The organism is Rhizobium zaerense (assembly GCF_051810725.1).
Lineage (GTDB): Bacteria > Pseudomonadota > Alphaproteobacteria > Rhizobiales > Rhizobiaceae > Rhizobium > Rhizobium leguminosarum_I.
Genome location: NZ_CM132690.1, coordinates 4,283,325 through 4,306,239, shown reverse-complemented (window position 1 = coordinate 4,306,239; position 22,915 = coordinate 4,283,325). Strand labels below are relative to the sequence as shown.

Below are 22,915 nucleotides of genomic sequence, written 5' to 3'. Positions count from 1 at the left end.
CCGCATCCTTCAACAACGAACATATCTCCGCCGCGGGCCGAAGGCGGTCGGCGGTGTCTCTGACCTGCATATCTGCTAAAGCTCGGAAGCAAATCGCCCGCGATATCACCAACTGCCGAAGTGTGAAGGGCGCAACGGGCTGATGGGCCTCTTGCTCATCAAGCCTCTTGTCTTGAAGGAGGAGCGCTAGGATGAGCACCGACCTGGATACCGTGCGGTTCTATGATAGGGTCGCGGCGGAGTACGCTGCCGAGGCCGCGGCGATGCCCGAATGGGTCGCGACAGAGATCGATGCGTTCGTGACCGAGCTAGGCGGCTCGGGCAGGGTGCTGGAGATCGGAAGCGGTGGCGGGCGAGATGCACTTGAGCTTGAGAAGCGCGGAATGAGCGTCCGGCGCACCGACATTGCAAAGGGTTTCGTCGAACTGCTTCGCGAAAGTGGCTTCGAAGCCGACCTGTTGGACCCGCTGATCGACGACTTGGCCGACCCGCAGCGTCCCGGCACGCCGTATGACGGGATCTGGGCCTGTGCCTGCCTGATTCATGTCGCGCGCGAGGATTTCGGCACGGTGCTTGGGCGGATTGCCGAGGCGACCCGGATCGGTGGCCGGTTGCATGCCTCGGTTAGAGAGGGCGAAGGCGAGGATGTGTCCACACACGGCAGTGCTGCAGCGCCCCGGCGCTACGTCGAGACGTACTGGCGCGAGCCTGCCCTGCGGTCCGCACTCACAGACGCCGGCTGGATCGTCAGCGAGGTACGTCGGTGCGTCGGAAGGCCCCATGATCGGTGGCTGACTGTTCGGGCGAGCCGGGCGTGACGCACCAGAACTTGCGGGAATGGCCGGTTGTGGCGCGACTATGAACGCCAGGTGGTCACCGCAATGTCCGCCTCCGGTCGAAGCCCGCCTTTGGTTGCTACCGGAAAACCGACGAGACCTGCCGGGTCACGCCCGTTTCGTCAGCGGAAACCGGTCGCGCAGCAGCCGCAGCACCGATTCCGAAGGGATCGGCGGGCCGAAAAGGTAGCTCTGGCCGTAGTTGCAGCCCATCTTGGCGAGTTCGATCGCATCCTCGTTGGATTCGATCCCTTCCGCCACCACCTTCATCTCAAGTTCGCGTGCCATCGATATCACCGATCTGAGCACGATCGCCTTCTTGTCGCTGCTGTCGCGCACCAAAGTCTTGTCGAGCTTGATCGTGTCGAAGGGGAAGCGCGTGAGATAGGCGAGCGACGAATATCCGGTGCCGAAATCGTCGAGCGCCAGGCCGATGCCGGCCTCCTTCAGCTTCTGCAGCACGAGGCGGGCCTGTTCCGGATTTTCCATCACCATGGATTCCGTCAGTTCGAGCTTGAGGCGCGAGGGCTGGCAATGCGTCTTGGCGAGAACCGAACGCACGTCGTCATAGAGTTCGTTGTTGAGCAGTTGCACGCTCGACAGGTTGATCGAGACGAAGATCGGCAGTTCGCCGGTCTGGTGCTGCCAGCTCATCAGATCGTTGGTCGCCTGTTCCAGCGCGAACATGCCGAGCGGGCCGATAAGATCGGAGGCCTCGGCGATCGGGATGAATTCGGATGGCGGGATATTGCCGCGTTTGGGATGTTCCCAGCGCATCAGCGCCTCGAAGCCGGCGACCTCGACATCCTCCAGCCTTGCGATCGGCTGGTAGACCATCGACAATTCCTTGCGCTCGATGGCGCGGCGCAGATCCGTTTCCAGCTGCAGCCGGTCGGTGCCGAAGTCGCGGAAGGCCGGCTGGAACGGCTCGACGCGGTTGCCGCCGGCCCGTTTTGCCCGGTACATCGCAAGCTCCGCATCGCTGAGTAGGCCGGTGGCGCTCTCCTGCCGGTCGACCCATGAGGCAAGCCCGACCGAGGCCGTCAGGATGATCTCGCGATTGGCGAAGTTGATCGGCACCATGATCGCCTTGCTGATCGCATCGGCAAAATCGGCGACCTTGGCCGGATTGTGCTCGGAAACCAGGATGAGGCCGAACTGGTCGCCGGCAAGCCGGGCCAGCGTGTCCTGCGGTTTCAACAGCCGGCGCAGGCGGCGCGTCAGCGCGATGAGGATGTTGTCACCGGCGGCGACGCCGAGCAGATCATTGACCAGCTTGTAGCGGTCGATATCGATCACCATCACCGTCGGCCTGAGCGTCTCGCCGCCCGGCGCCAGCGCCAGCACCGACTGCAGCCGGTCGAGGAAGACCTGCCGGTTCGGCAGGCCGGTCAGATTGTCGTGCAGCGCATCATGCAGCAGCCGCTCGACGGAATTCTTCTGCTCGGTCACGTCAACGATCGTGCCGACGCAGCGGATGATCTCGCCGTTCGAGCCGAGCACCGGCCGGGCGCGGATCAACAGCCAGTGGAAATGCCCGTCCTCGGCGCGGATGCGGAACTCGTGATTCAGCCGCCCGCGCCGGTGTTCGAGCAGCACGTCGAGTGTGGCGCGGAAGCGGTCGCGGTCGTCGGGATGCAGCCGCGGCAGCCAGTTGCGCGCCGCGCCATGCATGGCGCCGGGAGACAGGCCGAGCTTGACGGACACGTCGGGAATGGTGACGACGCGGTCGCGCGCCACGTCCCAATCCCATACCATGTCGCCGGAGCCGGTCAGCGCCAGCGATTGCCGCTCGAGATCGGAAAACAGCCCCTGCTGGAAGGCGCCGCCGGCAAAAGCGTGCTGCATGACGGTGAAGCCGATCAAAAGCACGATCAGCACGAGGCCGCCGCCGAGCGCCGGCTGGATGATGTCGTTGTCGAGCCGTCCGGTAACCGTCAGCCACGCCCCGAACAGCCAGACGAGCGTCAGCGCCCAAGCAGGCACCAGCAGAATGGCGCGGTCGTAGCGGTTGAAGCCGAGATAGATGATCAAGAGCAGTCCCGTCGCGGCCGTCAACGCGAAGGAAAGCCGGGCGATGCCGGCGGCGATCGACGGATCGTAGATCGCGACGCCAAAGAGCAGGGCAAGGCCGAGCACCCAGGCAAGCGTGGCGTAGCCGAGATGCGCATGCCAGCGGTTGAGGTTGAGATAGGTGAAGAGGAAGATGACGAAACTCGAGGCCAGCGCCACCTCCGCGCAGGCGCGCCATATTCGCTGGTCGGCCGAGGCGACGCTGATCAGCTTGCCGAGAAAACCGAAATCGACGCAGATATAACCGAGCACCGCCCAGGCAAGGGCTGCCGTCGCCGGCAGCATCGAGGTGCCCTTGACGACGAAGAGGATCGTCAGGAACACCGCGAGCAGGCCGGCAATGCCGAGCACGATGCCGCGATAGAGCGTGAAGGCGTTGATCGTGTCCTTGTAGGCGTTCGGTTCCCAGAGATAGATCTGCGGCAGCTCCGGCGTCGACAGTTCGGCGACGAAGGTGATGACGGCGCCGGGGTTCAGCGTGATGCGGAAGACGTCGGCCTCGTCGCTCGGCTGCCGATCGAGCGCAAAACCTTCGCTGGGCGTAATCGCGCTGATGCGCTGCGAGCCGAGATCCGGCCAGAACAGCTTGGAATTGACCAGACGGAAATGCGGCGCGACGATGACGCGCTCGAGCTGTTCTTCCGAAACGTTGGCAAGCGCAAACACCGCCCAGTCGCCCTGATGGTTCTCCGAGCTCGCCCTGACCTCGATGCGGCGGCGGATGCCGTCGGCGCCGGCGGCCGTCGAAACCTGGAAGGCCTCGCCCTGGTTGGCGTAGATCTCGGTCGTCGCCGTCAGATCGAGCGCGGTATCGTCACGGGAAATTTTTACCGGTTCGGCCGCCTGGGCAACGCCCGCCATGAAGGCGAATGCCGCCAGGAAAAGGGCTGCGATCACCGCGATCACTTGTCCGGACGGTGACTTGGGCAGCATGCGGTCTCTTGTCATCGGCTGTCGGTTTTCCTGCCTTTATCCGTATCGGTGGCGAGACGTGAAAACATCACATGGTCGTGCCACTGACCGTTGATCTTCAAATATCCGCGCAGATAGCCTTCCTGTTGAAACCCGGCTTTTTCAAGCAGACGGATGCTGCGCGCGTTATCTGGAATACAGGCTGCTTCGATACGGTGCAACTCAAGCCCGGTGAAGATGTAAGGAATAACCATTTGAAGAGCGGCAAACATATGCCCCTGGCCGGCATGACGTTCGCCCATCCAGTAGCCGATCATGCAGCTTTGTGCCGCACCCCTTCTGATGTAGCCGATGGTGACGCCGCCGACGAGCGTCATGTCGTCTTTGAGGAAAATGAACAGCGGCACCGCCTGGCCCGAGGCATATTCCTGCTTGCCGCGGACGACGCGTGCACGATATGCGCCCTCCGTCAGCTCGTCGCGCCGCCAGGTCGGCTCCCAGGGTTCCAGGAATTTGCGGCTGTCGGCGCGCAACCGGTGCCACTGGTTGAAATCCTGGTAGCGCGGCAGGCGCAGGAGATATCTGTCGTTCTCCAGCTGCACCGCTTCCGGCTGCCGCTGCAGGAACCGAAAAACCGATTTTGGCATCGATCACTCCCGGCAGGACGGACGTCGGCTCAGCGGCTTGCCTGCAGCGTCTTCGACGCCGGGACCGAAAGCGAGGCAGTGATGTCTTCCATCGGGGCGAGCTGTTCCAGTGGACCGATCGCCGAAAGCGTCGGCACCGTATCATAGAACAGCCGGCCGGCGAGATCGGTCAGCCGTTCGATGGTGATACCTTCCAGCCGCTCCATCATCTCCGGATTGGAGATCGGCCGGCCGTAAAGCATCATCTGCCTGGCGATCTGGCCGGCGCGGGCAGCCGGGCTTTCCGCACCCATCAACAGCTGGGCGCGGATCTGGGCGCGGGCGCGCTCGATTTCCTTCTGATGGATCGCATCGGCCGATTTGTGCAGCTCATCGATGATGACGGGCACCAGCTCCGGCAGGTTTTCGCCGCCGGTCGCGGCATGAATGCCGAAGATGCCGGTGTCGGAAAAGCCCCAGTGGAAGGCATAGACCGAATAACAGAGGCCGCGGAACTCGCGCACCTCCTGGAAGAGCCTGGAGGACATGCCGCCGCCAAGGATATTGGCGAGGATCTGCGAGCAGTAGAAATCGCGGGCGTGATAGGGCTTGCCTTCGAAGCCGAGCAGGATTTGCGCGTCCATCAGGTCGCGCGGTTCGCGCACGCTGCCGCCGATATAACGCGCCGGTTCCATGACCGGCGGGGCGGAAGGGGTCGTCGGCAGGCTGGCGAAGCGATCCTCGACCATGCGCAGGAATTCTTCATGTTCGACGGCGCCGGTGGCGACCACGAACATGCGGTCGGTCGTATAGTTGCGGCCGAGATAGCCACGGATCTGCTGCGGCGTGAAGGAGACGACGGTCTCCGGCGTGCCGAGGATCGCCCGGCCGAGCGTCTGGTCGCGATAGGCGGCCTCGGAGAACCGGTCGAACACCACGTCGTCGGGCGTGTCGTTGGCGGCGTTGATCTCCTGCAGGATCACCTGCTTCTCGCGCTCCAGCTCCTCTTCCTCGAAGGCCGATTCCGTCAGAATGTCGGCGAGGATATCGACGGCGAGCGGCACGTAGTCCTTGAGCACGCGGGCATAATAGGAGGTCGTCTCGGTCGAGGTCGCGGCATTGACTTCGCCGCCGACATCCTCGATCTCCTCGGCAATCTGGCGGGCCGTGCGGCGCGCCGTGCCCTTGAAGGCCATGTGTTCGAGCAGGTGAGCGATGCCGTGCTCGTTGTCCGTCTCGTTACGCGATCCCGATTTGATCCAGACTCCGAGCGCAACGCTTTCAAGATGCGGCATGGTCTCTGTGACTACTGTCAGCCCGGATTTCAGCCGGGTGCACTCAACTGTCATTGGCTATCTTTCTGCGCCTGCTGTCGTCTCGCCGCGGGCATGCTGGCCGATAAAAGTCTCAACGGCTTTCAGCTCCGGTTTGATGATCTGGAAACGCTCCTCCCTGTGCATCAGATCAGCAAGCCACGTCGGAAGCGTCGGGTCAATACCGCAGGCGGATTTTACGGCGGCGGGGAATTTCGCCGGATGCGCGGTCGAAAGCGTCACCATCGGCGTATTCGGCTTTTCTTTCTTGGCAGCGACGAAGACGCCGATCGCCGAATGCGGATCCAGCAGATAGCCGGTCTCGGCGTGGGTCTGGCGGATCGTCTCGGCCACTTGCTTCTCGCTGGCGCGCCCGGCGCGGAAGTCGCGGCGGATCGCCTTCAGCGCTTGCGCACCGATCTCGAAGCCGTTGGATTGCTTGAGGCTTTCCATTGCCGCGCGCACCTTCGAGGCGTCGCGGTCATAGGCTTCGAACAGCAGCCGTTCGAAGTTCGAGGAGATCTGGATGTCCATCGATGGCGAACTCGTCGCCTTGACCGCTTTCATGTCGTAACGACCGGTCTTCAGCATCCGCGCCAGGATGTCGTTTTCATTGGTGGCGATCACCAGCCGGTCGATCGGCAGGCCCATGCGCTTGGCGCAGTAGCCGGCGAATATATCGCCGAAATTGCCGGTGGGCACCGTGAACGAGATCTTCCGGTCGGGGCCGCCGAGCGCCACCGCCGCCGTGAAATAATAGACGATCTGGGCCATGATGCGCGCCCAATTGATCGAGTTGACGCCGGAAAGCCGAACCCTGTCGCGGAAGGCCACGTCGTTGAACATCGCCTTCACGAGGTTCTGGCAATCGTCGAAATTGCCCTCGACGGCAAGCGCATGCACGTTCGGCGACGAAGAGGTCGTCATCTGCCGCTGCTGCACCGGCGAGACCTTGCCATGCGGGAAGAGGATGAAGATGTCGGTGCGCTCGCGGCCGGCGAAAGCGTCGATCGCCGCCCCGCCGGTGTCGCCCGAGGTGGCGCCGACGATCGTCGCGCGCTCGCCGCGCTTCTCGAGCGCATAGTCCATCAGCCGGGCGAGCAATTGCATCGCCACGTCCTTGAAGGCGAGCGTCGTGCCGTGGAACAGCTCCATGACGAAGCTGTTCGGCCCGGTCTGGACGAGCGGCGCGATTGCCGGATGGCGGAAGGTGCCGTAGGCCTCGTCGATCATCGCCCGGAAGGTGTCGTCGGGGATTTCGCCGTTGGTGAAGGGCGACAGGATGGTGAAGGCGATTTCCTGATAAGACTTGCCGCGCAGCGCGCGGATCTCCTTCTTCGAAAAGCTCGGCCATTTGCGCGGAACGTAGAGCCCGCCATCGCGCGCCAGCCCCGTCAGCAGGGCGTCGCAAAAGCCGAGGGAAGGGGCCTCGCCGCGGGTCGAGATATAGTCCACGTTCGTCATCCTTGATCTATCGCTGAAGGAAATCCGGCCGGGCGCCGCCGTGGCCCGGTCCGCTGGAAATCGAAAAGAGGCCGCCCTGCAGGCATGGCATCGCGGATATGCTGTTGAGGTTGCCCGCATCCGGCGGCGAAAAGTGCATCAAAACGGCGCTTACCCAATCGATTTTTGTTTACGCCGCTGATATAGACCATCGCAAACCGTCATGAAAGGCCCCGCGAAAAAGACATGGGGCCTCCAAGAAACGCTTGTACAAGGGATGGAATATGGTGCTCGGCAAGGTCTCGCGTCTCATCGTCTCCGCATCTTTTCTTGCCTTGCTCACTGGTTGCAACTCGCTCGGTATAGGTGGCGACAGCAAGTCGTCGGCGCCGGCGACGCAGTCGAACGGCACCGCCCAGATCATGCCGCTGGCGCCCGCCAACCCATCCTCGAATAATCCCTCGATCGGCACGGCGACGACGGCGCAGGGCACGGTCGCTCCCGTCGTCCAGGGCGCCTGCCCACAGATCTTCATGCGTGACCAGGATGCGATCTTCCGCACCTATGCCAAGGGCAAGAAGGACGATCCGCAGCAGATCGTCTTCCAGGCTTCCTTCGGCGATTACACCCGCCAGTGCACGCTGAACGACACGAACCTGACGATGACGGTCGTTGCCCAACTGCGCCTCATCACCGGCCCGGCCGGCACGCCGGGCCCCCTGACGCTGCCGATCCGCATCTCCGTCGTCGATGGCGAGACCGTGCTCTATTCCGAGGTCACCAAGTTCCCGACCGAGATCCCACCGGGTGCGCCGGGCACCCAGGTGGTCTTCCGCAAGGACGGCATCAAGATGCCGGTCGGCTCCGGCGCCCTGGTGCGCGTCAACATCGGCTTCGACACCCAGCCGGCAAAGACCAAGAAGAGCAGCTAGAGCAATTCCAGGAAAAGTGCGCGGCGGTTTTCCGTCCGGAATTGCGTGAAAAGGAAAGCCAATCTCAGGAAAGGCGGGAAGCGGTTTTCGGACGACGTCCTATTCTAGGGCTCGATCCGCTCCGGGGGATCGGTGAACGGATTGAGCAGCCGCGTACCGCGGCCCTCGAAATCTTTGATGTTACGCGTGACAAGCACGAGGCGGTGAACGCGCGCAGTCGCTGCAAGCGCCAAGTCCCAGCGGTCCTTGTTCTTGGCTCCGAGCAGGCGCGTCCATTCTTCCACAACTGGGGCGTCCACCGGCAAAATCCGATCTGCAAACGCTTTCTCCAGGTTGGCAATTCCTCGAATGATAGCAGCGGCGCGTTCCGGGTCGCGCCGTTTGAGCATTTCAGCACCTCGGCGCTTCTCGAATAGCGTCGCTACGCTGAGGCGCAGTTCCGCGTCATCGACGCCGGCGATCCACTTGCGGACGTTGGCGTTCCCTCGCGGGCTGAACTCACGCAAGACATTCTCGTCCAGCAAGTAGCCGGTCACGGAATTATTCGCGGGCCTGCAACATCGGCTGCTCCGTCGACTTCATCGAAGGCCCCAAGTTCGGCGAGGTCGGCGAGCGATCGCTTGAGACTGCGGGATGGATAGGGTCGCCCCCGCTTCGGATATGCTTTCGCGTATTCGATGGCGGCCTCGACCTGCTCGCGGCTGAGAGAAGGAAAATCCTCGACGATCTCCGCGACTGTCTGTCCGCGGGCAAGTGCTGCCACCATATGGACCGGAACGCGCGTAGCCTTTATCAGCGGTTCTCCACGCTCTACGTCTACCCACTCTCGCAAAGCTTCCAGGCGCTGAAGCCGAGTTTCGAGATCTGCATCTATCTTCCCCAGGTCGAGCTCGATTTCCCCGAGACTGACACGATGAGCGTCGAAAGAGAGTTGACGGATCGCATCGTATAGTCTGCGACGGCCGGCAGGAGTTAGGTCCTTATCGAGGCCGTCGGCGACGAGCAAAAAACGCATTTCTGCGGGGCCCAAAAGCCGCTGAACAGCGCTACCGACCTTGCGCTGGCGCGCGCGGATAACACCTGTATCGACAGCCTTGTTGAGAGCGGTCGCGGACCGGTTCAGGACGTAACCGGCCTCAGTCAAAGTGAGAGCGTGGGTAGCAGGCATAAGCGTTCCCTTGCTAATTGATCTCCAATATAGGGATGATTTAAGCGCGTAGCAAGGAAAGATCGAACGACAGCTTCATTGCCGTCCTCAATTCCGCGCCGATTGGCGCAGAGGTGGGAAACCCATTTCTCAGCTTCGATTTATTCAGGTTCTAGAACACCGATGTCAGCGGGGCTTGAAGCTGCCGCTGTCCCGATCAGAATCGTCGGCATAGTCACAGATCGCGGCCTCAGAACCTAAGGCGCCTCAGAGAACGCCTTCCCAGGCCGCCAGTGCGGCAACGACGCCTGGCAGGTCGTTCATGCGGGAGATTGCCGTTTCGGCGCCGGCATCCGTCAATTTGTCGGCATGGGCGGGATAGCTGTGCGAGGCGCCGGTAAAGCCGATGACGCGCATGCCGGCGGCACGCGCCGCATGCACGCCGTGGACGGAATCCTCGACCACGACGACCTTGTCGGGCGAAACGCCCATCTGGCTTGCGCCATGCAGGAAGATGTCGGGCTTCGGCTTGACGCGGTCGGGGCCAAGATCCTTGGCGGAGAAAATATTCGGCGCAAACAGCGGCTTGAGGCCCACCTTGGTGAGCATCATGTCGAGCCGCTTGGTGCTCGAATTCGAGCAGATGCAGCGCTTCATTGCCAGCCTGGAGACGGCGAATTCGATGCCCGGAATGGCTTGGACGTCCTGCGCCAATCTGAGGTCGAGCAGATGCTCCGACTTGTCGAGCAGGGAGGCCGAAAACGGGATGCTTGCCTCGCGCTCGATCTGCAGCAGGATGTTGCGCCACGTCATGCCGGCGAAGCGCTCGCCCATTTCCTCGGCGCTGATCGGATATCCGGCCTCTGTCAGAAGTCCGGATTCGACCTCAGCCGCGATGATTTCCGAATCGACGAGAACGCCGTCGCAATCGAAGATGATGAGGTCGAAGCCGTCCATATGTTCACGCCTTGCTGAAAGTCTGGGTCTTGTCCGGGAATGCTGCGGCTTTACACGATGCCCGGCCAAAGCTCAACCTGATCTCAAGCATGGCTGCGATGCGGCAGCCGCCCGGCTCCCTGGCGGTTGCCGGATCGGTCGTGTCGGGTTGACTTGGGACCGAACAATGGCGAGCAGATAGCAGCCGTCAGGCCGCCAGCTGCCCACCCCGACGTCCAGTTACAGATTGCGTCGGCGCTGTCGCCCGAAGCTTGAACCGGGAAACGAGTTCGCGCAGCGTGGCAGCTTCCTGGGCAAGCTGGCCGGATGCCGCGGTGGATTGCTCCACCATTGCCGCGTTCTGCTGGGTCACCTGGTCCATGGAGTTGACCGCGGTGTTGACTTCGGCAAGGCCGGTCGACTGCTCTCTGGCCGATACGGCAATTGCATCCATGTGCTGATTGATGCGGGCAATCTGTTCGCTGATCGCCTTCAGAACCTGGCTGGTGTCGAGAACCAGTTTGACGCCGCTTTCCACTTCCACCGAGGATTTCTGGATGTGGCCTTTGATTTCCTTTGCCGCCTGGGCCGATCGCTGGGCGAGCTCGCGAACTTCCTGGGCCACCACCGCAAAGCCCTTGCCGGCGTCTCCGGCGCGCGCCGCTTCGACGCCGGCGTTCAGCGCCAGCAGATTGGTCTGGAAGGCGATCTCGTCGATCACGCCGATAATGCTGGAGATCTGCTGGGACGAAGCCTCGATGCGGCGCATGGCCTCTTCGGCATGCGACACGACCTCCGAAGACTTGACGGCATTGCGGTTTGCATCGGTCGCTTCAGTGCGTGCCTCGTCGGTGCGCTTGCTCGAGTTCGAGACATTGGCGGTGATCTGGTCGAGTGCCGCGGCGGTTTCTTCGAGAGCGGCTGCCTGCTGTTCGGTTCGTTTGGACAGATCGCCGGCCCCGGACGCGATTTCCCTGGTGCCTTCGTCGATCGCGGCAATAGCGGTCGCGATCGCGCCGAGCGTCTGATCGAGCTGCCGGATCGACATGTTGAAATCATGCCGGAGGTTTTCAAAGTCCGGGGCGAAGGGCTCGTCGATCTGGAAGGCGAGATCGCCGGATGCAAGCCGCTTCAGGCCTGCGGCGAGGCCTGATGTCGCTGCCCGCAGCCGAACGGCTGCATCTTCGTCAGCCTGCTTTCGGGCCGTGATCCGCTCGGCTTCGCCCTGCAATCGGGCTGCCTCGGCGTCCTGCTCGAGTTGCTTGTTGGCAATCGCCGCCTGGCGGAAGACTTCGACGGCCGATGCCATCGTTCCGATTTCATCGGTGCGGCCGATCCCGCTGCAGGCAATGGCTGTGTCACCGCCGGCGAGCTTTTGCATATCGTTGGAAAGCGAAAGGATCGGCTTGGTGACGGTCTTGCGGGTCAGGAAATAGAGGCCATAGGCGAAGAGCGCGGCCAAGCCCAGAAGTGCTTTCAGAACGATATCGACCGAAGCTTTTATCTCGGAGCTGTGCTTGGAAATATCGTCCGACGCCGCCGTGATCTGGTCTCCGGCCTGTTCCATGGCCGTTTCCAGCGTCGAGAACTGCGCCATGAAATCCGGCAATGCCTTCAACGCCGCGGTGGGATCCTTGCCGGCGAGATCGACCATCGCAGTGGCGCTTTCCATATAGGCAAGCAGGGGACGTTCGACGCCGGCGAGGATCGTTTTGGTCTTGTCGTCGGTGGCAAGCGCCTTGTTGGCGTCGATCATCTCGCGGAACGACGCCTCGTGCTCCACCAGATCTGCCTTCACCGCGTCAGCGCCGATGCCCGCTGCCGGGTTGGATGCCAGCATCGATGCGAGTACGTCGGCGCGCAGCGCGTCGTGCATCATGTCGGCCTGCATGTGGTTGCGCAGAATTTGCGCTGACTGGCTGACATCGGCGCTGTTTGCGGTAAGAATGGAGGCCGACCAGATACCGACGCCTGTTGCGCCGCCTGCCAACCCGAAAATCGCAATACTCGCGATGATGATCTTATGCTGGATCGATGCCATGACAGGATTCTCACGTTGATTCAGAACGTGAGAATACCGGAACATGATTAATGATTTCTCAGCGTTACCTCACTTGGCTGAATTAAAACAACAGGTTGCATACCCCGTAACTCCGGGCAATGCTGATCCCTCTGGCGCCGTGGAGCTGATGTCTGCAACGGACAGCCGCGGGCGCCAGAAGGAGATGCGCGATACTTGTCTGCGAGGACGAGCCCCACCCGGCTATTGTTCCGGCAGGATGATCTTCTTATTGGTGGTGCTCTTGACCGGCTTCTCGCCGGGGACGTGCGACATCGTGCGTGTCGTGCTATCCAGCGTGCTCCCGTCGGTGCTGGTCTTTGTGCGAGACTTGCTGAACGTCCCTTTGTCCACAGCCTGGGCTTTGGTCTGGGCCTTCAGCTGGTCGCCATTGTCGTTGACGTGAGTCTTGCTTTGCGCCTTACCATCGGTCGTGGCTGCACTTCCCCCCGATCCAATCGAAGAGGTGGTGCCGTCGTCGGTCCGGCAAGTACCGGCGGTTCCGAGCGAGCTTGCGGATGTGTCGCCTGCCGAGGCGCTTCCGGCCGATCCGACCGTTCCGGCCGCGATGCAATCCTCGGCAAGGACGGCCGGGGTCGACGCCAGCAGCGCGATCGAGGCGGCCGCGATAAGGTTGATAGGTTTCATTGCTATCTCCTACTTCTTGGGTTTCGTAACCGAGCAGGTTCCGTCGGACCGTTTGGTGATGACGGTGCCGTCAGGCCGGGTAATGCTCGCCGTCGAAAAGCTGTCGACGCTTCCCGATCCGGCCGAGGAGCCGGCGGAGGAGGATGACGAAGAGGTACCGGTCGATCCGCCGCCGGTCGTGGTCGATGAGGAAACATGACCGTTACCGGCCGTTACGGTGGACGACATGTCCCCCTGCGACGACTGAGACTGGACGATGGTGCACGTCGTTCCGTCGTCGAGCTTGATTTCCTCGGACATTGCCTGTCCGGCGATCAGGGCGAGTGAAGCGCCCATTGCGATAGTGGAAAAGCTGGTCATTGGTCTATCTCCAAGGGATTGGCCGACGCCATCAAGGCGCCGGCCGACATCGTCAGCAGTCTTTGGTGCCGGCGGCGTCCTTCTTGACCTGTCCGGGTGCACAGCCCTTCTTGCCCTTATTGTCGTGAGAGCTTCCCGCAGCGCTGCCGCCGGTGCCGACTGTGCTGCCGGTCTTGTCTCCGTCCGCTGACGAAGCACCGGTTCCGACGCTCGAGGCCGAGTTCGCGTCGCCCGAGCCTGCGGCGGAGCCGCCGGTGCCGACCGAGCTGCTGGAGGTGCCGCCGCCGGCCGACGAACCGCCGGTGCCAAGCGTCGAAGCAGACCCAGAGCCGGAGCCGGAGCCCGCAGCGGAGCCGCCGGTGCCGACGGTGCTGCTCGATGTACCGCCGCCGGCCGACGAGCCGCCGGTGCCGAGCGTCGAGGACGAGCCGGAATTACAGTTGGTAGCGCCGGCAGGGCAGGTGCCCCCGGCAGAGCTGCCACCAGTACCGATCGTGCTGCTCGCAGTTCCGCCGCCGGCCGACGAACCGCCGGTGCCGACGGTGCTAGACGATTGGGCGAAGCCGGAAACAGCCGTGCCGGCCAGAAGGGCGGCCGCCAAGGCCAGATGTGTTGCCTTCATCATGGTGTATTCCTCCGTTTGTTTCTAACGTGCCGTCGCATCCGGAATGGATGGATAGCTGTCTGACAAACTTGGCTCTCACCCCACTGTTCCTGTCTTAGGCCCTCAGTCGGATGGGCCTCAGACCTTGGTCCGATCCTCGCCGCCATGGTTGACGATCGAGCACGATGGGAGCGCGTTCCCGCCCGTCCGGCTGTTCGGAACTCCGACATTTCCTGGCTGGCGCGACACCATCCTCATTGCGGGCTCACCGGCTCGGGCGTAGCATGCGGGGCAAGAGGAGAGGGGAAATGAGGCTTGCAGCGTTCGTCCGGTCGGCGGCAGCCGTAGCGCTGCTGTTTGCCTCCACATCCACCGACGTCACCGCCAAGGGCGGCAAGCACCACCACAACCGAACCTGCGCCCAGATGCAGGCGATGATGGATCATGGTCTGACCGGCGGCAAACATGTCGGGGATGGGCCCGAAAAGAGAGCCAAGCTCGAAAAGAAGATGAGGAAGAAGGGCTGCTAAGCGCTGGGTAACCTGCGAGAGCCGACGACGGGTGCGTAGCTGCGCGAAATCAAGGAGGATGAAAGCATCCTCGGTGCAGCCGAGAGCAATCACGCGGCGCTGGCCCTCACGCCGGCGGCACGGCGGGCGCATGTGCGGCAGGAAGATGAAAAGAGGGCAGCTGCGTGAGGGCCGGGAAGGTTAAGCGGCGCGCTTGAAACCGTCGTGAGACGGCAAGATCCCGCGCATTTTCATCGGAACAAATCGAAGGAATCCCGGTTCGCACACCATCCCTGGTGAAGCAAAAAGGAGATTCCAATGCTTCTGAGACTGCTCGCAGTAACAGCGCTTTCACTTGGCCTGACAACGGCCGCCATCGCACAATCCGGCGGCGGCAGCGGCGGTTCCGGATCCGGCTCCGGCAGCAGCAGCGGCGCGTCCGGCTCCGGTAGCGGCAGCGGGTCGGATTCCGGTTCCGGCGGCACGGGATCCGGCAATTCGGGCTCTGGCAATTCGGGCGCGAATTCGACAGATGGAGGAGGCGCAGGAGGAATGAACGGCGTCAACAACTCCGGCGGCGATCCGGACGATTGCCAGCGCCAGCAGGCAGGCCAGCCCGGCAATTCGGCACCCTCCGGCACGACGACAAACAAGCCGGATTCCGCCACCGCCTGCCAATAGAAGACGCATCCGATTATGACTGGATCCCTGGCAGCGCCTCCACGGCAAGCTGCCTGAGCTGACGCCATGCTCCGGTTGTGCCTATTTGTGAAAAGCTATGACTGGCGAGCTGTCATCCGCAGAATGCTGCTCATCTGCGGTCGGCACGCTCCACCAGACCTCATCCTGAGGTGCGCAGCCCGCAGGGCGAAGCCTCGAAGGACACGCCGAGACGCTTCTCCTTGCCTCTATCAACGCCGGTGCACCCGCCTCGCCCTTCGAGGCCCTGCGGGCACCTCAGGGTGAGGCTCTCTTGGGTGCTGGCGTTCTGGGGCATTGGCGCAATGGGAGCCGGATGGGTGGTGAAGAGCTAGAGCCGGGATCGCGCGCCAACATTTTTTAGATCCGTCCCGACCTATGAATCGACCGGAAAAAGCATCAGAAATTGCCGGTCGCCTTCCGGTGAAAACAGGATGGAGCGGCTTTCCGCCGTGCGCCGCGCCCAGCCTTTGTCGAGGAAGCTCGAGAGTAGGGCCTTGCCGAGGCTGCCGGCCAGATGGGCGCGTCTTTCGCTCCAGTCGAGGCAGGAGCGGCAGAGCGGGCGGCGCGAGGATCTGAGGTCGCTGACATCGATGCCGATGCATTTGAGGTCGCTTTCACCTTTTTCCGTCAGCGCCAGGCCATCGCCGACCGCGTCGATCGATCCGGAAGCGATCAGGCTGTCGAGCATGCGCACGCCGTAATCGCCGGCAAGGTGATCGTAGCAGATGCGCGCCTTGCGCAGCCCCGGCTCCTTCGGGCCCGGCTGGTGACGCAGATGGCCGCGCCCGGCGGCAAAACCCATCATGCTTTCGATCAGCCGGGCAGCGGCTTCGTCGGCCAGCGTGAAATAACGGTGGCGGCCCTGCTTGCGCTGGGTCAGCAAGCCGCCGGCCTCGAGCTTGGCAAGATGCGTGCTCGCCGTCTGCACGGTGATGCCGCCGACGCCGGCAAGCTCGGTCGCCGTCAGCGCCCGGCCGCCGGTGAGTGCCGCCAGCATGTTGGCGCGCGCTGGATCGCCGATGAGCGCGCCGATCTGCGCAATGTCAGGACCTTCCTTCATAGTTCGATCGTAACCGAAGCATCGCAGTCACGCAATGTGCGAAAACGTGAAGAGCCAAAGGAGAAAACCATGATCACCTGCTTCATCCGATACGAGATCGACCCTTTCAAGAAGGAGGCGTTTGCCGAATATGCCCGCAACTGGGGCCAGGCGATTCCGAAGAACGGCGCCGACCTGATCGGCTATTACGGCCCGCATGAGGGATCGGCGACGACGGCTTACGGCGTCTACAATATCGAAAGCCTCGCCGCTTACGAAGCCTATCGTGCCCGGCTGGCTGCCGACCCGCTCGGACGCGAGAATTACGAATTTGCCAGACGCGAAGGCTTCATCTTGAAGGAGGATCGCATCTTTCTCAAAAATGTCTCCGCTCCTCACGCCAAGCTGGTGCTGTCATGATCGCCGTCATCTTCGAAGTCGTGCCCTATATGGGCGAACGCCACAAATATCTCGATCTCGCCGGCGAGTTGCGCGGCGAACTCGAAAAGATCGACGGCTTCATCTCGATCGAGCGTTTCGAGAGCCTGACGACACGCGGCAAGCTGCTGTCGCTCTCGTTTTTCCGCGACGAGGAGGCGGTGAAGGAATGGCGCAATCTCGAAGCTCACCGGGCAGCCCAGCAGGCCGGCCGCAGCGGCATCTTCGCCGACTATCGCCTGCGCATCGCCAGTGTGGTGCGCGATTACGGCATGTTCGAACGCGACGAAGCGCCGGCCGATAGCCGCAAAGTTCATGATGCCGCCTGATCGCCGGCGGCCGGCCGGCATCGGGCAACGTTTGCCGCTTACTCATCGGGCACCCGAATAAATTCCCGAAATCGGCCACCGCTTCAGGCTTTGGTAACTAAGTTGCGTAACCATAACGGACAGTTAAGCGTAGAGCGTATGAGTGAGTATTTAAATGGCATCAGTTTTTCCGCTTGCCGACCTCAAGGCTTCCGTCAAGTCGGATTCCCGGCCGGGATCCCGGACGGATTCCTGGGTTGACACGATAATCAAGGGCGACTGCGTCAGCGCCCTTGAAGCTCTGCCCAGCCACTCCGTCGATATCATCTTTGCCGATCCGCCGTATAATCTGCAACTCGGCGGAACGCTGCATCGTCCCGATCAATCGCTGGTCGATGCCGTCGACGACGAATGGGATCAGTTCGCCTCCTTCGAGGCCTATGACGCCTTCACCCGCGCCTGGCTGCTGGCTTGCCGCCGCGTGCTGAAGCCCACCGGGTCGATCTGGGTGATCGGCTCCTACCACAATATCTTCCGCGTCGGCGCCACGCTGCAGGATCTGAATTTCTGGATCCTCAACGACATCATCTGGCGCAAGACCAACCCGATGCCGAATTTCAAGGGCCGCCGTTTCCAGAACGCCCATGAGACGATGATCTGGGCAAGCCCCAGCGCCAAGGCCAAGGGCTATACCTTCAATTACGATGCGCTGAAGGCGGCGAATGACGACGTACAGATGCGTTCCGACTGGCTCTTCCCGATCTGCAGCGGCGGCGAGCGGCTGAAGGGCGAGGACGGCAAAAAGGCGCATCCGACGCAGAAGCCGGAAGCGCTGCTTGCCCGCGTCATCATGGCCTCGACCAAGCCCGGCGATATCGTGCTCGATCCCTTTTTCGGCTCGGGAACGACGGGCGCCGTCGCCAAGCGTCTCGGCCGCCACTTCGTCGGCATCGAGCGCGAGCAGGATTATATCGATGCGGCCTCCGCCCGCATCGCTGCCGTCGAGCCGCTCGGCAAGGCGGAACTGACCGTCATGACCGGCAAGAAGGCCGAAGTGCGCGTCGCATTCAACGTGCTTGTTGAAAGCGGCCTGATCAAGCCCGGCCAGGTGCTGACCGACGCCAAGCGCCGCTATAGCGCGATTGTCCGCGCCGACGGCACGGTAGCATCCGGCGGCGAGGCCGGCTCCATTCATCGTCTCGGCGCCAAGGTGCAGGGCCTCGATGCATGCAACGGATGGACCTTCTGGCATTTCGAAGACGGGCAGTCCCTGCGCCCGATCGACGATCTCAGGTCCGTCATCCGCAGTGATCTGGCAAAGGCGGAGTGAGCAGCGCCTTCGCCAGATCGAGATACCTTCTTCCGGTTTCCCTCCAGTTGCGGAAGAAGACCAAGGCGCCCGGGGTCAAACCCGGGCGTCCTCTTTTTGTTTTGTGCAATTCCGGACGCAAAACCGCTCTACACTTTTGCTGGAATTGCTCCAGTCAGAACTCCTGGTAGTCGGTGACCTCGACCCGAGTGACGCGGCCTTCCGCGTTGAAGGTAATCGTCTCCTCGCCCTCGCGGACCAGCGGCTTGCCTGATTTGCTGTGGGTGGCGCGTACCGACCAGACCGACCGGCCGGAGAGTGGCGTCAATGTTTCCACCAACGAATTTTCCGCAGTCTGATCGGGATAGTCGTCGAAATAACGCCGGAAGGCGGCCATGATCTCGGCGCGGCCGGTGAGGTCGCCGACGCCGTTCGAGACATAGGTCGCATCCTCGGCGAAATAGGCCTCGATTGCTGGAAAATCGAGGGCATTGATGGCGGCGTGAAAACGTTCGATCTCTTCTGCTGGGTCGAAAGTCATGGGTCTCAGACCTTCAATCCGTAAGCCGTGAGATCGCTGCGCAGCTTCTCGGGCCCCGAAAACAACACCGCATTCCAGCCGAAAGCCCTGGCGCCTTCGACATTGGCCGGCGCGTCGTCGATGAAGATCGTCGCTGCCGGATCGAGGCCGAAACTTTTGGTATGGGTCTCGTAGATGGCGATATCGGGCTTGATCAGACCGACATCGCCGGAAACGGTGACGCCGCGCGGTTTGGTCAGGAAGGGGAAGCGTTGCTGCGCCTCGCGGAACGTGTCGGAGGCGAAGTTTGTCAGCATCGTCACGTCGCGCCCTTCGGCAATCAGCCCTTCCATGATCGCGACGCTGTCGTCATAGGCGTGCGGCACCATCTCGTGCCAATATTTGCGGAAGGCGCGGATATGCTCCTCACGCGCCGGATGCTGTTTAATCAGCAGCGCTTCGGCCTCCGCCCAGGTGCGGCCGCGGTCCTGCTCGATGTTCCAATCATGGGTGCAGATATTGGCGAAGAACCAGTTGCGCTCGGTCTCATCAGGGATGAGGCGGCTGAAGGGAAGATGCGGATCGTAATGAATTAGGACTTTGCCGATATCGAAAACGATATGTCTTATGTCGGTTGTCATGGTCATCCCTTGGATGTTTTAAACGCGAGAGGAATAGCCGCTGCGATCGCTTTTTTCATGATTGTCGGCAGCGCCTGGGCTTCAAGATTTGTAACCGGCTCCCACCATCCGTCATTCGGGCCGTCATGCATGGCGACTTTGGTCGCAATCGCCGCGCGCCAGATCGAAAGCCTGAGTTCGAAATGGGTGAAGATATGGATGACGGTGCCGGAGGCCTGCCATGCCGCTTCGAAGGGCGCGGCGACAGCCGAGGTCTCGCAGTCGATGCGCGCCGTCCACGCCGTCGTCGGCACCTCGGTCATGCCGCCGAGCAGGCCGCTGTCGATGCGCCGCCTGAGCAGGATCTCGCCATCAGCGGTCACCGCGATGAAGGCCGCGCCATACCTGACCGGCTTCTCCTTCTTTGCCGCCTTCACCGGAAAAAGCTCGGGATCGGAAAGCTTCAGCGCCTCGCACGCACCACGGAACGGACAGAGCGAACAGGCCGGTCGTTTCGGCGTGCAGATCGTCGCGCCGAGATCCATCATCGCCTGGGCGAAATCGCCGGGCCGTGTCTCAGGCGTCAGCAGCGCCACCTTCTCTCTCATCGCGGGTTTGGCGGCCGGTAGCGGCGTGGCGATCGCATAGAGCCTGGAAATCACCCGCTCGACATTGCCATCCATGACAGCCGCCTGCCGGTTAAAGGCGATTGCCGCGACGGCGGCGGCCGTATAGTCGCCAATTCCGGGCAGGGATTTGAGGCCCTCTTCGGTATCGGGAAAGATACCGCCATGCTCGTTCGCCACCGCTTCGGCGCATTTCTTCAGGTTGCGGGCCCGCGCATAATAGCCGAGCCCCGCCCAGGCGGCCATGACAGCATCGTTTTCGGCTGCGGCAAGATCGGTCACCTCGGGCCAGCGCTGGAGAAATCGTTCGAAATAGGGTTTGACCGCCTGCACCGTCGTCTGCTGCAGCATCACCTCGGACAGCCAGACGCGATAGGGGTCGGGTTTGACGCCGCGGGCCGCCATACCGGGCGAAACGCGCCAGGGCAGGTCGCGGTGGTGGCGATCGTACCAGTCGAGCAGGGGCTTGGCTGAGGGCGTGTCGAATGTGGTGATCGTCATGATTTGCCGCGATGGGGGGAAGTGCCTATACTTGGCGAAGCAATGCCGCGCGATCAAGTCGCCTGTGCGAATTGGCATGCGAATTGGCGGCGTCGCCGAAGGGTTTCGATGAGTTATCCACGCAAAGGTGCAAAACAGATCTCCGAGCTGGCGAACGGGCTGATCGATCCCGTGCTTGCCCGGCGCGCCGGCATCAACACGGCGCTGCTCGGCTCGTGGAGCGAAATCGCCGGCGAGGATTTCGCCGATTGCACTCGGCCGGAAAAGATCGCCTGGGCCCGCGGCGGCAATGAGACCGGCGGCTTCCGCCCCGGCGTGCTGACGATTGCCTGCGAAGGCGCGCGCGCGCTGTTCCTCACCCATGCCCAGGGCGAACTCATCCAGCGCATCAACAGCTTCTTCGGCTTTGCCGCCGTTCACCAGATCCGCATCGTCCAGAAGCCGGTCTCACAGGCCATCCGCCGCTCCCGCACCCCGCCGCCGCTAAAGGGCGAAGCCGCCCGCAAGCTCGAAGGCATGATGGACGGGATAGAGAACGACAAGTTGCGCCAAGCGATCCAGCGCTTAGGGACGGCGGTGATGGGCAAGCGGGGAAATCAACGCTGATGAGCAAGACGCCCAAGTTTACCGGCAACGCGCTTAGTTTTTTGATCCTGCTTCGACAAGCTCACGGGTTACAGCGAATTCCGTCCTGCCCGAGATCGAGCTATAAGGCTCGCACTGTGTGATTGCATCGGCGATCAACGGGGCTGCCGTTTTTTCCCATTCGGAAGGCGGCGTGCGGAAGTTGATCGATAAAAAGTCCGCAGATCCGTCCTTGATTACCGCAACAACTATGAAGTCATAAGCGCTCGGCGCGTCCGCAGGCAGCTTTAGACATTTAAGCATCTGATTGAAAACAACATTGCCGCCCTCTTCAGAGGCAAGCACGCTCGTGACGTTCATGGCCGATACGATAGAGGCAATAAGCAAGCCGTAGAGAAAAGTCTTAGTCAAAGAATGCATTCAAAATTCCCCTCTGAATAGTCGTCTGCTATACCTGTAGAGCAGACGGCAGAAAAGTCATGCTGGTCTTGGAGTTGCCCCCTGATATCGAAGCGCGGCTGATTGAGCTTTCGAGGCGTACCGGCCGCAGCAAGAGCTTCTATGCGCGGCAAGCCATCCTCGCGCATCTCGACGACGTCGAAGATATCTATCTTGCCGAAAGGCGCCTCGAAGAACTTCGTCGCGAAGAGAGCGATACCGTGCCGCTGGCCGAGCTGTTGGCGCGTCATGGCTTGGATAACTGAGTTTCATCGAGCAGCCGGTACGAGGTAGGCAACCCTTGCGATCTCTGCAGGTGAAATCGGGCAAAAGCTCCAATCTCGCAATTTTTGATCTATGGTCTTCCCGCGGTCACAATTCTTTGAAGGAAGTTGGCGAACCGTGCCTTGTGAGTGGCCGCCAGCCGTTATATCGCACAGTCATGCCGTCAATCTCATTATTTATGGGGAATCCATGCAGATGTCCGAAATGCAACTGACGAAACGCCGCTTGCTCAGCGGTATCGCCATCGCCGCAGCTGCCGTCGCGCTTGTCGCCTGCAACGACAGCAAGGACGCTGCCGATGCTTCGTCCTCCGGCAAGACCATGGCTGACGGCACCAATGTCGACACCGTGCAGACGGCCGCCACCTCGGCGACCGAAATGCCGCAGTCCGATGGCGATGTCGACATGGCGGAAGTGCTGAAGCCCGGCGCGCTGCCGGAAATGGCGCTGGGGAAGGCCGACGCCCCGGTCAAGATCGTCGAATATATGTCGATGACCTGCCCGCATTGCGCCCATTTCCACAACACCACCTTCGATGCGATCAAGCAGAAATACGTCGATGCCGGCAAGGTGCAGTTCATCATCCGCGAGTTCCCCTTCGACCCGCGCGCTGCCGCAGCCTTCATGCTCGCCCGCTGCAGCGCCTCCAATCCGGAGCAGTTGAGCACGCCGGAACAGTATTTCCCGATGGTTTCGATGCTCTTCAAGCAGCAGCAGGTCTGGGCCGCCGCCGATGATGGCCGCGGCGCACTGCTGCAGATGTCGAAGCTTGCCGGATTTACTGAGGATAGCTTCACGAAATGCTTGACGAACCAGAAGCTTCTGGATGAAGTGAACGCCACGCGGGAAAGAGGTTCCAAGGATTTCGGCGTCAACGCCACACCGACTTTCATCATCAATGGCAAGCGCTACTCTGGAGACATGCCGGTTGACACCATGTCGAAGCTCATCGACAGCCTGCTCTGAACCGGATCGTTTCGATAGAACGGGCGACGGCGAAAGCCGTGCGCCCGTTTTTCGTTTTCAGCGCAGTTTGCAGGTGTGGCCCCCTCATCCGCCTGCCGGCACCTTCTCCCCGTTGGGGCGAAGGGGATTTGCCGCAGCGTCTCGATTCCCTCTTCTCCCCAGCGGGGAGAAGGTGCCCGT

Annotated in this window: 26 protein-coding genes; 10 read left to right on the top strand and 16 right to left on the bottom strand. The window is 62.0% G+C overall.

The genetic code is table 11. From position 1 onward, the window contains the following. Positions 1 to 191: 191 nt before the first annotated feature. The gene (locus ACS4RR_RS21470; protein WP_222387134.1) at positions 192 to 818 is read left to right on the top strand and encodes a class I SAM-dependent methyltransferase; all 627 of its coding nucleotides are present in this window, start codon (positions 192 to 194) and stop codon (positions 816 to 818) included. Between the two features lie 126 nt (positions 819 to 944). Here ACS4RR_RS21470 and ACS4RR_RS21465 read toward each other — a convergent pair whose 3' ends face one another. Genes ACS4RR_RS21465 through thrC form a run of 4 tightly spaced genes read right to left on the bottom strand, consistent with a single transcriptional unit; the run spans position 945 to position 7,224 of the window. Continuing rightward, a complete protein-coding gene (locus ACS4RR_RS21465; protein ID WP_456189364.1) occupies positions 945 to 3,857 on the bottom strand; it encodes an EAL domain-containing protein in 2,913 nt (970 codons plus the stop codon). Next, positions 3,854 to 4,468, bottom strand: a complete 615-nt coding sequence (locus ACS4RR_RS21460) for a GNAT family N-acetyltransferase (protein ID WP_017963151.1) — start codon at positions 4,466 to 4,468, stop codon at positions 3,854 to 3,856. Before ACS4RR_RS21460 ends, ACS4RR_RS21465 begins: the two co-directional genes overlap by 4 nt. 29 nt (positions 4,469 to 4,497) lie before the next feature. After that, complete coding sequence (locus ACS4RR_RS21455) at positions 4,498 to 5,796, bottom strand: M16 family metallopeptidase (RefSeq protein ID WP_017963152.1); 1,299 nt, start codon at positions 5,794 to 5,796, stop codon at positions 4,498 to 4,500. A gap of 3 nt (positions 5,797 to 5,799) precedes the next feature. After that, positions 5,800 to 7,224, bottom strand: a complete 1,425-nt coding sequence (thrC, locus tag ACS4RR_RS21450) for a threonine synthase (RefSeq protein WP_260110297.1) — start codon at positions 7,222 to 7,224, stop codon at positions 5,800 to 5,802. Between the two features lie 263 nt (positions 7,225 to 7,487). Between thrC and ACS4RR_RS21445 the strand changes: the two genes are divergently transcribed. Continuing rightward, entirely contained in the window at positions 7,488 to 8,135 is a 648-nt protein-coding gene (locus ACS4RR_RS21445; protein WP_260110298.1) for a hypothetical protein, read from the top strand. Between the two features lie 104 nt (positions 8,136 to 8,239). On the opposite strand, the gene ACS4RR_RS21440 is transcribed toward ACS4RR_RS21445, so the two are convergent. From ACS4RR_RS21440 to ACS4RR_RS21410, 7 genes are all read right to left on the bottom strand, one after another. Next, positions 8,240 to 8,671, bottom strand: coding sequence for a type II toxin-antitoxin system VapC family toxin (locus ACS4RR_RS21440; RefSeq protein WP_017963156.1), 432 nt, complete (start codon positions 8,669 to 8,671; stop codon positions 8,240 to 8,242). After that, positions 8,668 to 9,279 (bottom strand): DUF433 domain-containing protein, encoded by a 612-nt coding sequence (locus tag ACS4RR_RS21435; protein WP_246709944.1) that lies wholly within the window; start codon positions 9,277 to 9,279, stop codon positions 8,668 to 8,670. The genes ACS4RR_RS21440 and ACS4RR_RS21435 overlap by 4 nt, the downstream gene beginning before the upstream one ends. Positions 9,280 to 9,549: 270 nt before the next feature. After that, the gene (locus tag ACS4RR_RS21430; RefSeq protein WP_017963159.1) at positions 9,550 to 10,239 is read right to left on the bottom strand and encodes an HAD family hydrolase; all 690 of its coding nucleotides are present in this window, start codon (positions 10,237 to 10,239) and stop codon (positions 9,550 to 9,552) included. A gap of 187 nt (positions 10,240 to 10,426) precedes the next feature. Further along, on the bottom strand, positions 10,427 to 12,259 hold the full coding sequence (locus ACS4RR_RS21425; RefSeq protein ID WP_222387139.1) for a methyl-accepting chemotaxis protein: 1,833 nt from the start codon (positions 12,257 to 12,259) through the stop codon (positions 10,427 to 10,429). Positions 12,260 to 12,481: 222 nt separating this feature from the next. Next, the gene (locus ACS4RR_RS21420) at positions 12,482 to 12,925 is read right to left on the bottom strand and encodes a hypothetical protein (protein WP_162119400.1); all 444 of its coding nucleotides are present in this window, start codon (positions 12,923 to 12,925) and stop codon (positions 12,482 to 12,484) included. A 9-nt stretch (positions 12,926 to 12,934) separates the two neighbouring features. Then, complete coding sequence (locus tag ACS4RR_RS21415) at positions 12,935 to 13,285, bottom strand: hypothetical protein (protein WP_260110300.1); 351 nt, start codon at positions 13,283 to 13,285, stop codon at positions 12,935 to 12,937. A 52-nt stretch (positions 13,286 to 13,337) separates the two neighbouring features. Continuing rightward, positions 13,338 to 13,910 carry a hypothetical protein gene (locus ACS4RR_RS21410; RefSeq protein ID WP_260110301.1) on the bottom strand — a complete coding sequence of 191 codons (573 nt, stop codon included), beginning with the start codon at positions 13,908 to 13,910 and terminating at the stop codon, positions 13,338 to 13,340. 287 nt (positions 13,911 to 14,197) lie between these two features. Here ACS4RR_RS21410 and ACS4RR_RS21405 point away from each other — a divergent pair, with 287 nt between their 5' ends. Together ACS4RR_RS21405 and ACS4RR_RS21400 are read left to right on the top strand one after the other, a co-directional pair. Beyond that, positions 14,198 to 14,419 (top strand): hypothetical protein, encoded by a 222-nt coding sequence (locus tag ACS4RR_RS21405; protein WP_222387140.1) that lies wholly within the window; start codon positions 14,198 to 14,200, stop codon positions 14,417 to 14,419. A 297-nt stretch (positions 14,420 to 14,716) separates the two neighbouring features. Then, positions 14,717 to 15,079 (top strand): oxidoreductase, encoded by a 363-nt coding sequence (locus ACS4RR_RS21400; RefSeq protein WP_260110302.1) that lies wholly within the window; start codon positions 14,717 to 14,719, stop codon positions 15,077 to 15,079. A gap of 394 nt (positions 15,080 to 15,473) precedes the next feature. On the opposite strand, the gene ACS4RR_RS21395 is transcribed toward ACS4RR_RS21400, so the two are convergent. Continuing rightward, entirely contained in the window at positions 15,474 to 16,160 is a 687-nt protein-coding gene (locus tag ACS4RR_RS21395) for an ArsR/SmtB family transcription factor (RefSeq protein ID WP_260110303.1), read from the bottom strand. Positions 16,161 to 16,229: 69 nt separating this feature from the next. Between ACS4RR_RS21395 and ACS4RR_RS21390 the strand changes: the two genes are divergently transcribed. The 3 genes from ACS4RR_RS21390 (at position 16,230) to ACS4RR_RS21380 (ending at position 18,215) form a co-directional block, all read left to right on the top strand. Next, entirely contained in the window at positions 16,230 to 16,559 is a 330-nt protein-coding gene (locus tag ACS4RR_RS21390) for an NIPSNAP family protein (protein WP_164055556.1), read from the top strand. Continuing rightward, positions 16,556 to 16,906: an antibiotic biosynthesis monooxygenase family protein gene (locus tag ACS4RR_RS21385; RefSeq protein ID WP_260110304.1), complete on the top strand. Its 351-nt coding sequence runs from the start codon at positions 16,556 to 16,558 to the stop codon at positions 16,904 to 16,906. Before ACS4RR_RS21390 ends, ACS4RR_RS21385 begins: the two co-directional genes overlap by 4 nt. Before the next feature lie 154 nt (positions 16,907 to 17,060). Continuing rightward, positions 17,061 to 18,215 carry a site-specific DNA-methyltransferase gene (locus ACS4RR_RS21380; RefSeq protein WP_170259767.1) on the top strand — a complete coding sequence of 385 codons (1,155 nt, stop codon included), beginning with the start codon at positions 17,061 to 17,063 and terminating at the stop codon, positions 18,213 to 18,215. A 154-nt stretch (positions 18,216 to 18,369) separates the two neighbouring features. Here the strand turns inward: ACS4RR_RS21380 and ACS4RR_RS21375 are convergent, their stop codons facing one another. The 3 genes from ACS4RR_RS21375 to mutY are packed head-to-tail and all read right to left on the bottom strand — an operon-like array spanning position 18,370 to position 20,461. Further along, positions 18,370 to 18,735, bottom strand: a complete 366-nt coding sequence (locus ACS4RR_RS21375) for a nuclear transport factor 2 family protein (RefSeq protein ID WP_170259768.1) — start codon at positions 18,733 to 18,735, stop codon at positions 18,370 to 18,372. Positions 18,736 to 18,740: 5 nt separating this feature from the next. Further along, complete coding sequence (locus ACS4RR_RS21370; protein WP_260110305.1) at positions 18,741 to 19,355, bottom strand: HAD family hydrolase; 615 nt, start codon at positions 19,353 to 19,355, stop codon at positions 18,741 to 18,743. Positions 19,356 to 19,357: 2 nt separating this feature from the next. Next, positions 19,358 to 20,461, bottom strand: a complete 1,104-nt coding sequence (mutY, locus tag ACS4RR_RS21365; protein WP_456189363.1) for an A/G-specific adenine glycosylase — start codon at positions 20,459 to 20,461, stop codon at positions 19,358 to 19,360. 108 nt (positions 20,462 to 20,569) lie between these two features. Between mutY and ACS4RR_RS21360 the strand changes: the two genes are divergently transcribed. Further along, positions 20,570 to 21,067 carry a DUF721 domain-containing protein gene (locus tag ACS4RR_RS21360; protein ID WP_222387144.1) on the top strand — a complete coding sequence of 166 codons (498 nt, stop codon included), beginning with the start codon at positions 20,570 to 20,572 and terminating at the stop codon, positions 21,065 to 21,067. Positions 21,068 to 21,100: 33 nt separating this feature from the next. Here ACS4RR_RS21360 and ACS4RR_RS21355 read toward each other — a convergent pair whose 3' ends face one another. Then, positions 21,101 to 21,466, bottom strand: a complete 366-nt coding sequence (locus ACS4RR_RS21355) for a hypothetical protein (RefSeq protein WP_260110307.1) — start codon at positions 21,464 to 21,466, stop codon at positions 21,101 to 21,103. Between the two features lie 59 nt (positions 21,467 to 21,525). On the opposite strand from ACS4RR_RS21355, the gene relB reads away from it, so the two are divergent. After that, positions 21,526 to 21,750 (top strand): type II toxin-antitoxin system RelB family antitoxin, encoded by a 225-nt coding sequence (gene relB, locus ACS4RR_RS21350; protein ID WP_260110308.1) that lies wholly within the window; start codon positions 21,526 to 21,528, stop codon positions 21,748 to 21,750. A 208-nt stretch (positions 21,751 to 21,958) separates the two neighbouring features. Further along, positions 21,959 to 22,735, top strand: coding sequence for a DsbA family protein (locus tag ACS4RR_RS21345; RefSeq protein WP_222387146.1), 777 nt, complete (start codon positions 21,959 to 21,961; stop codon positions 22,733 to 22,735). Positions 22,736 to 22,915 lie beyond the last annotated feature (180 nt).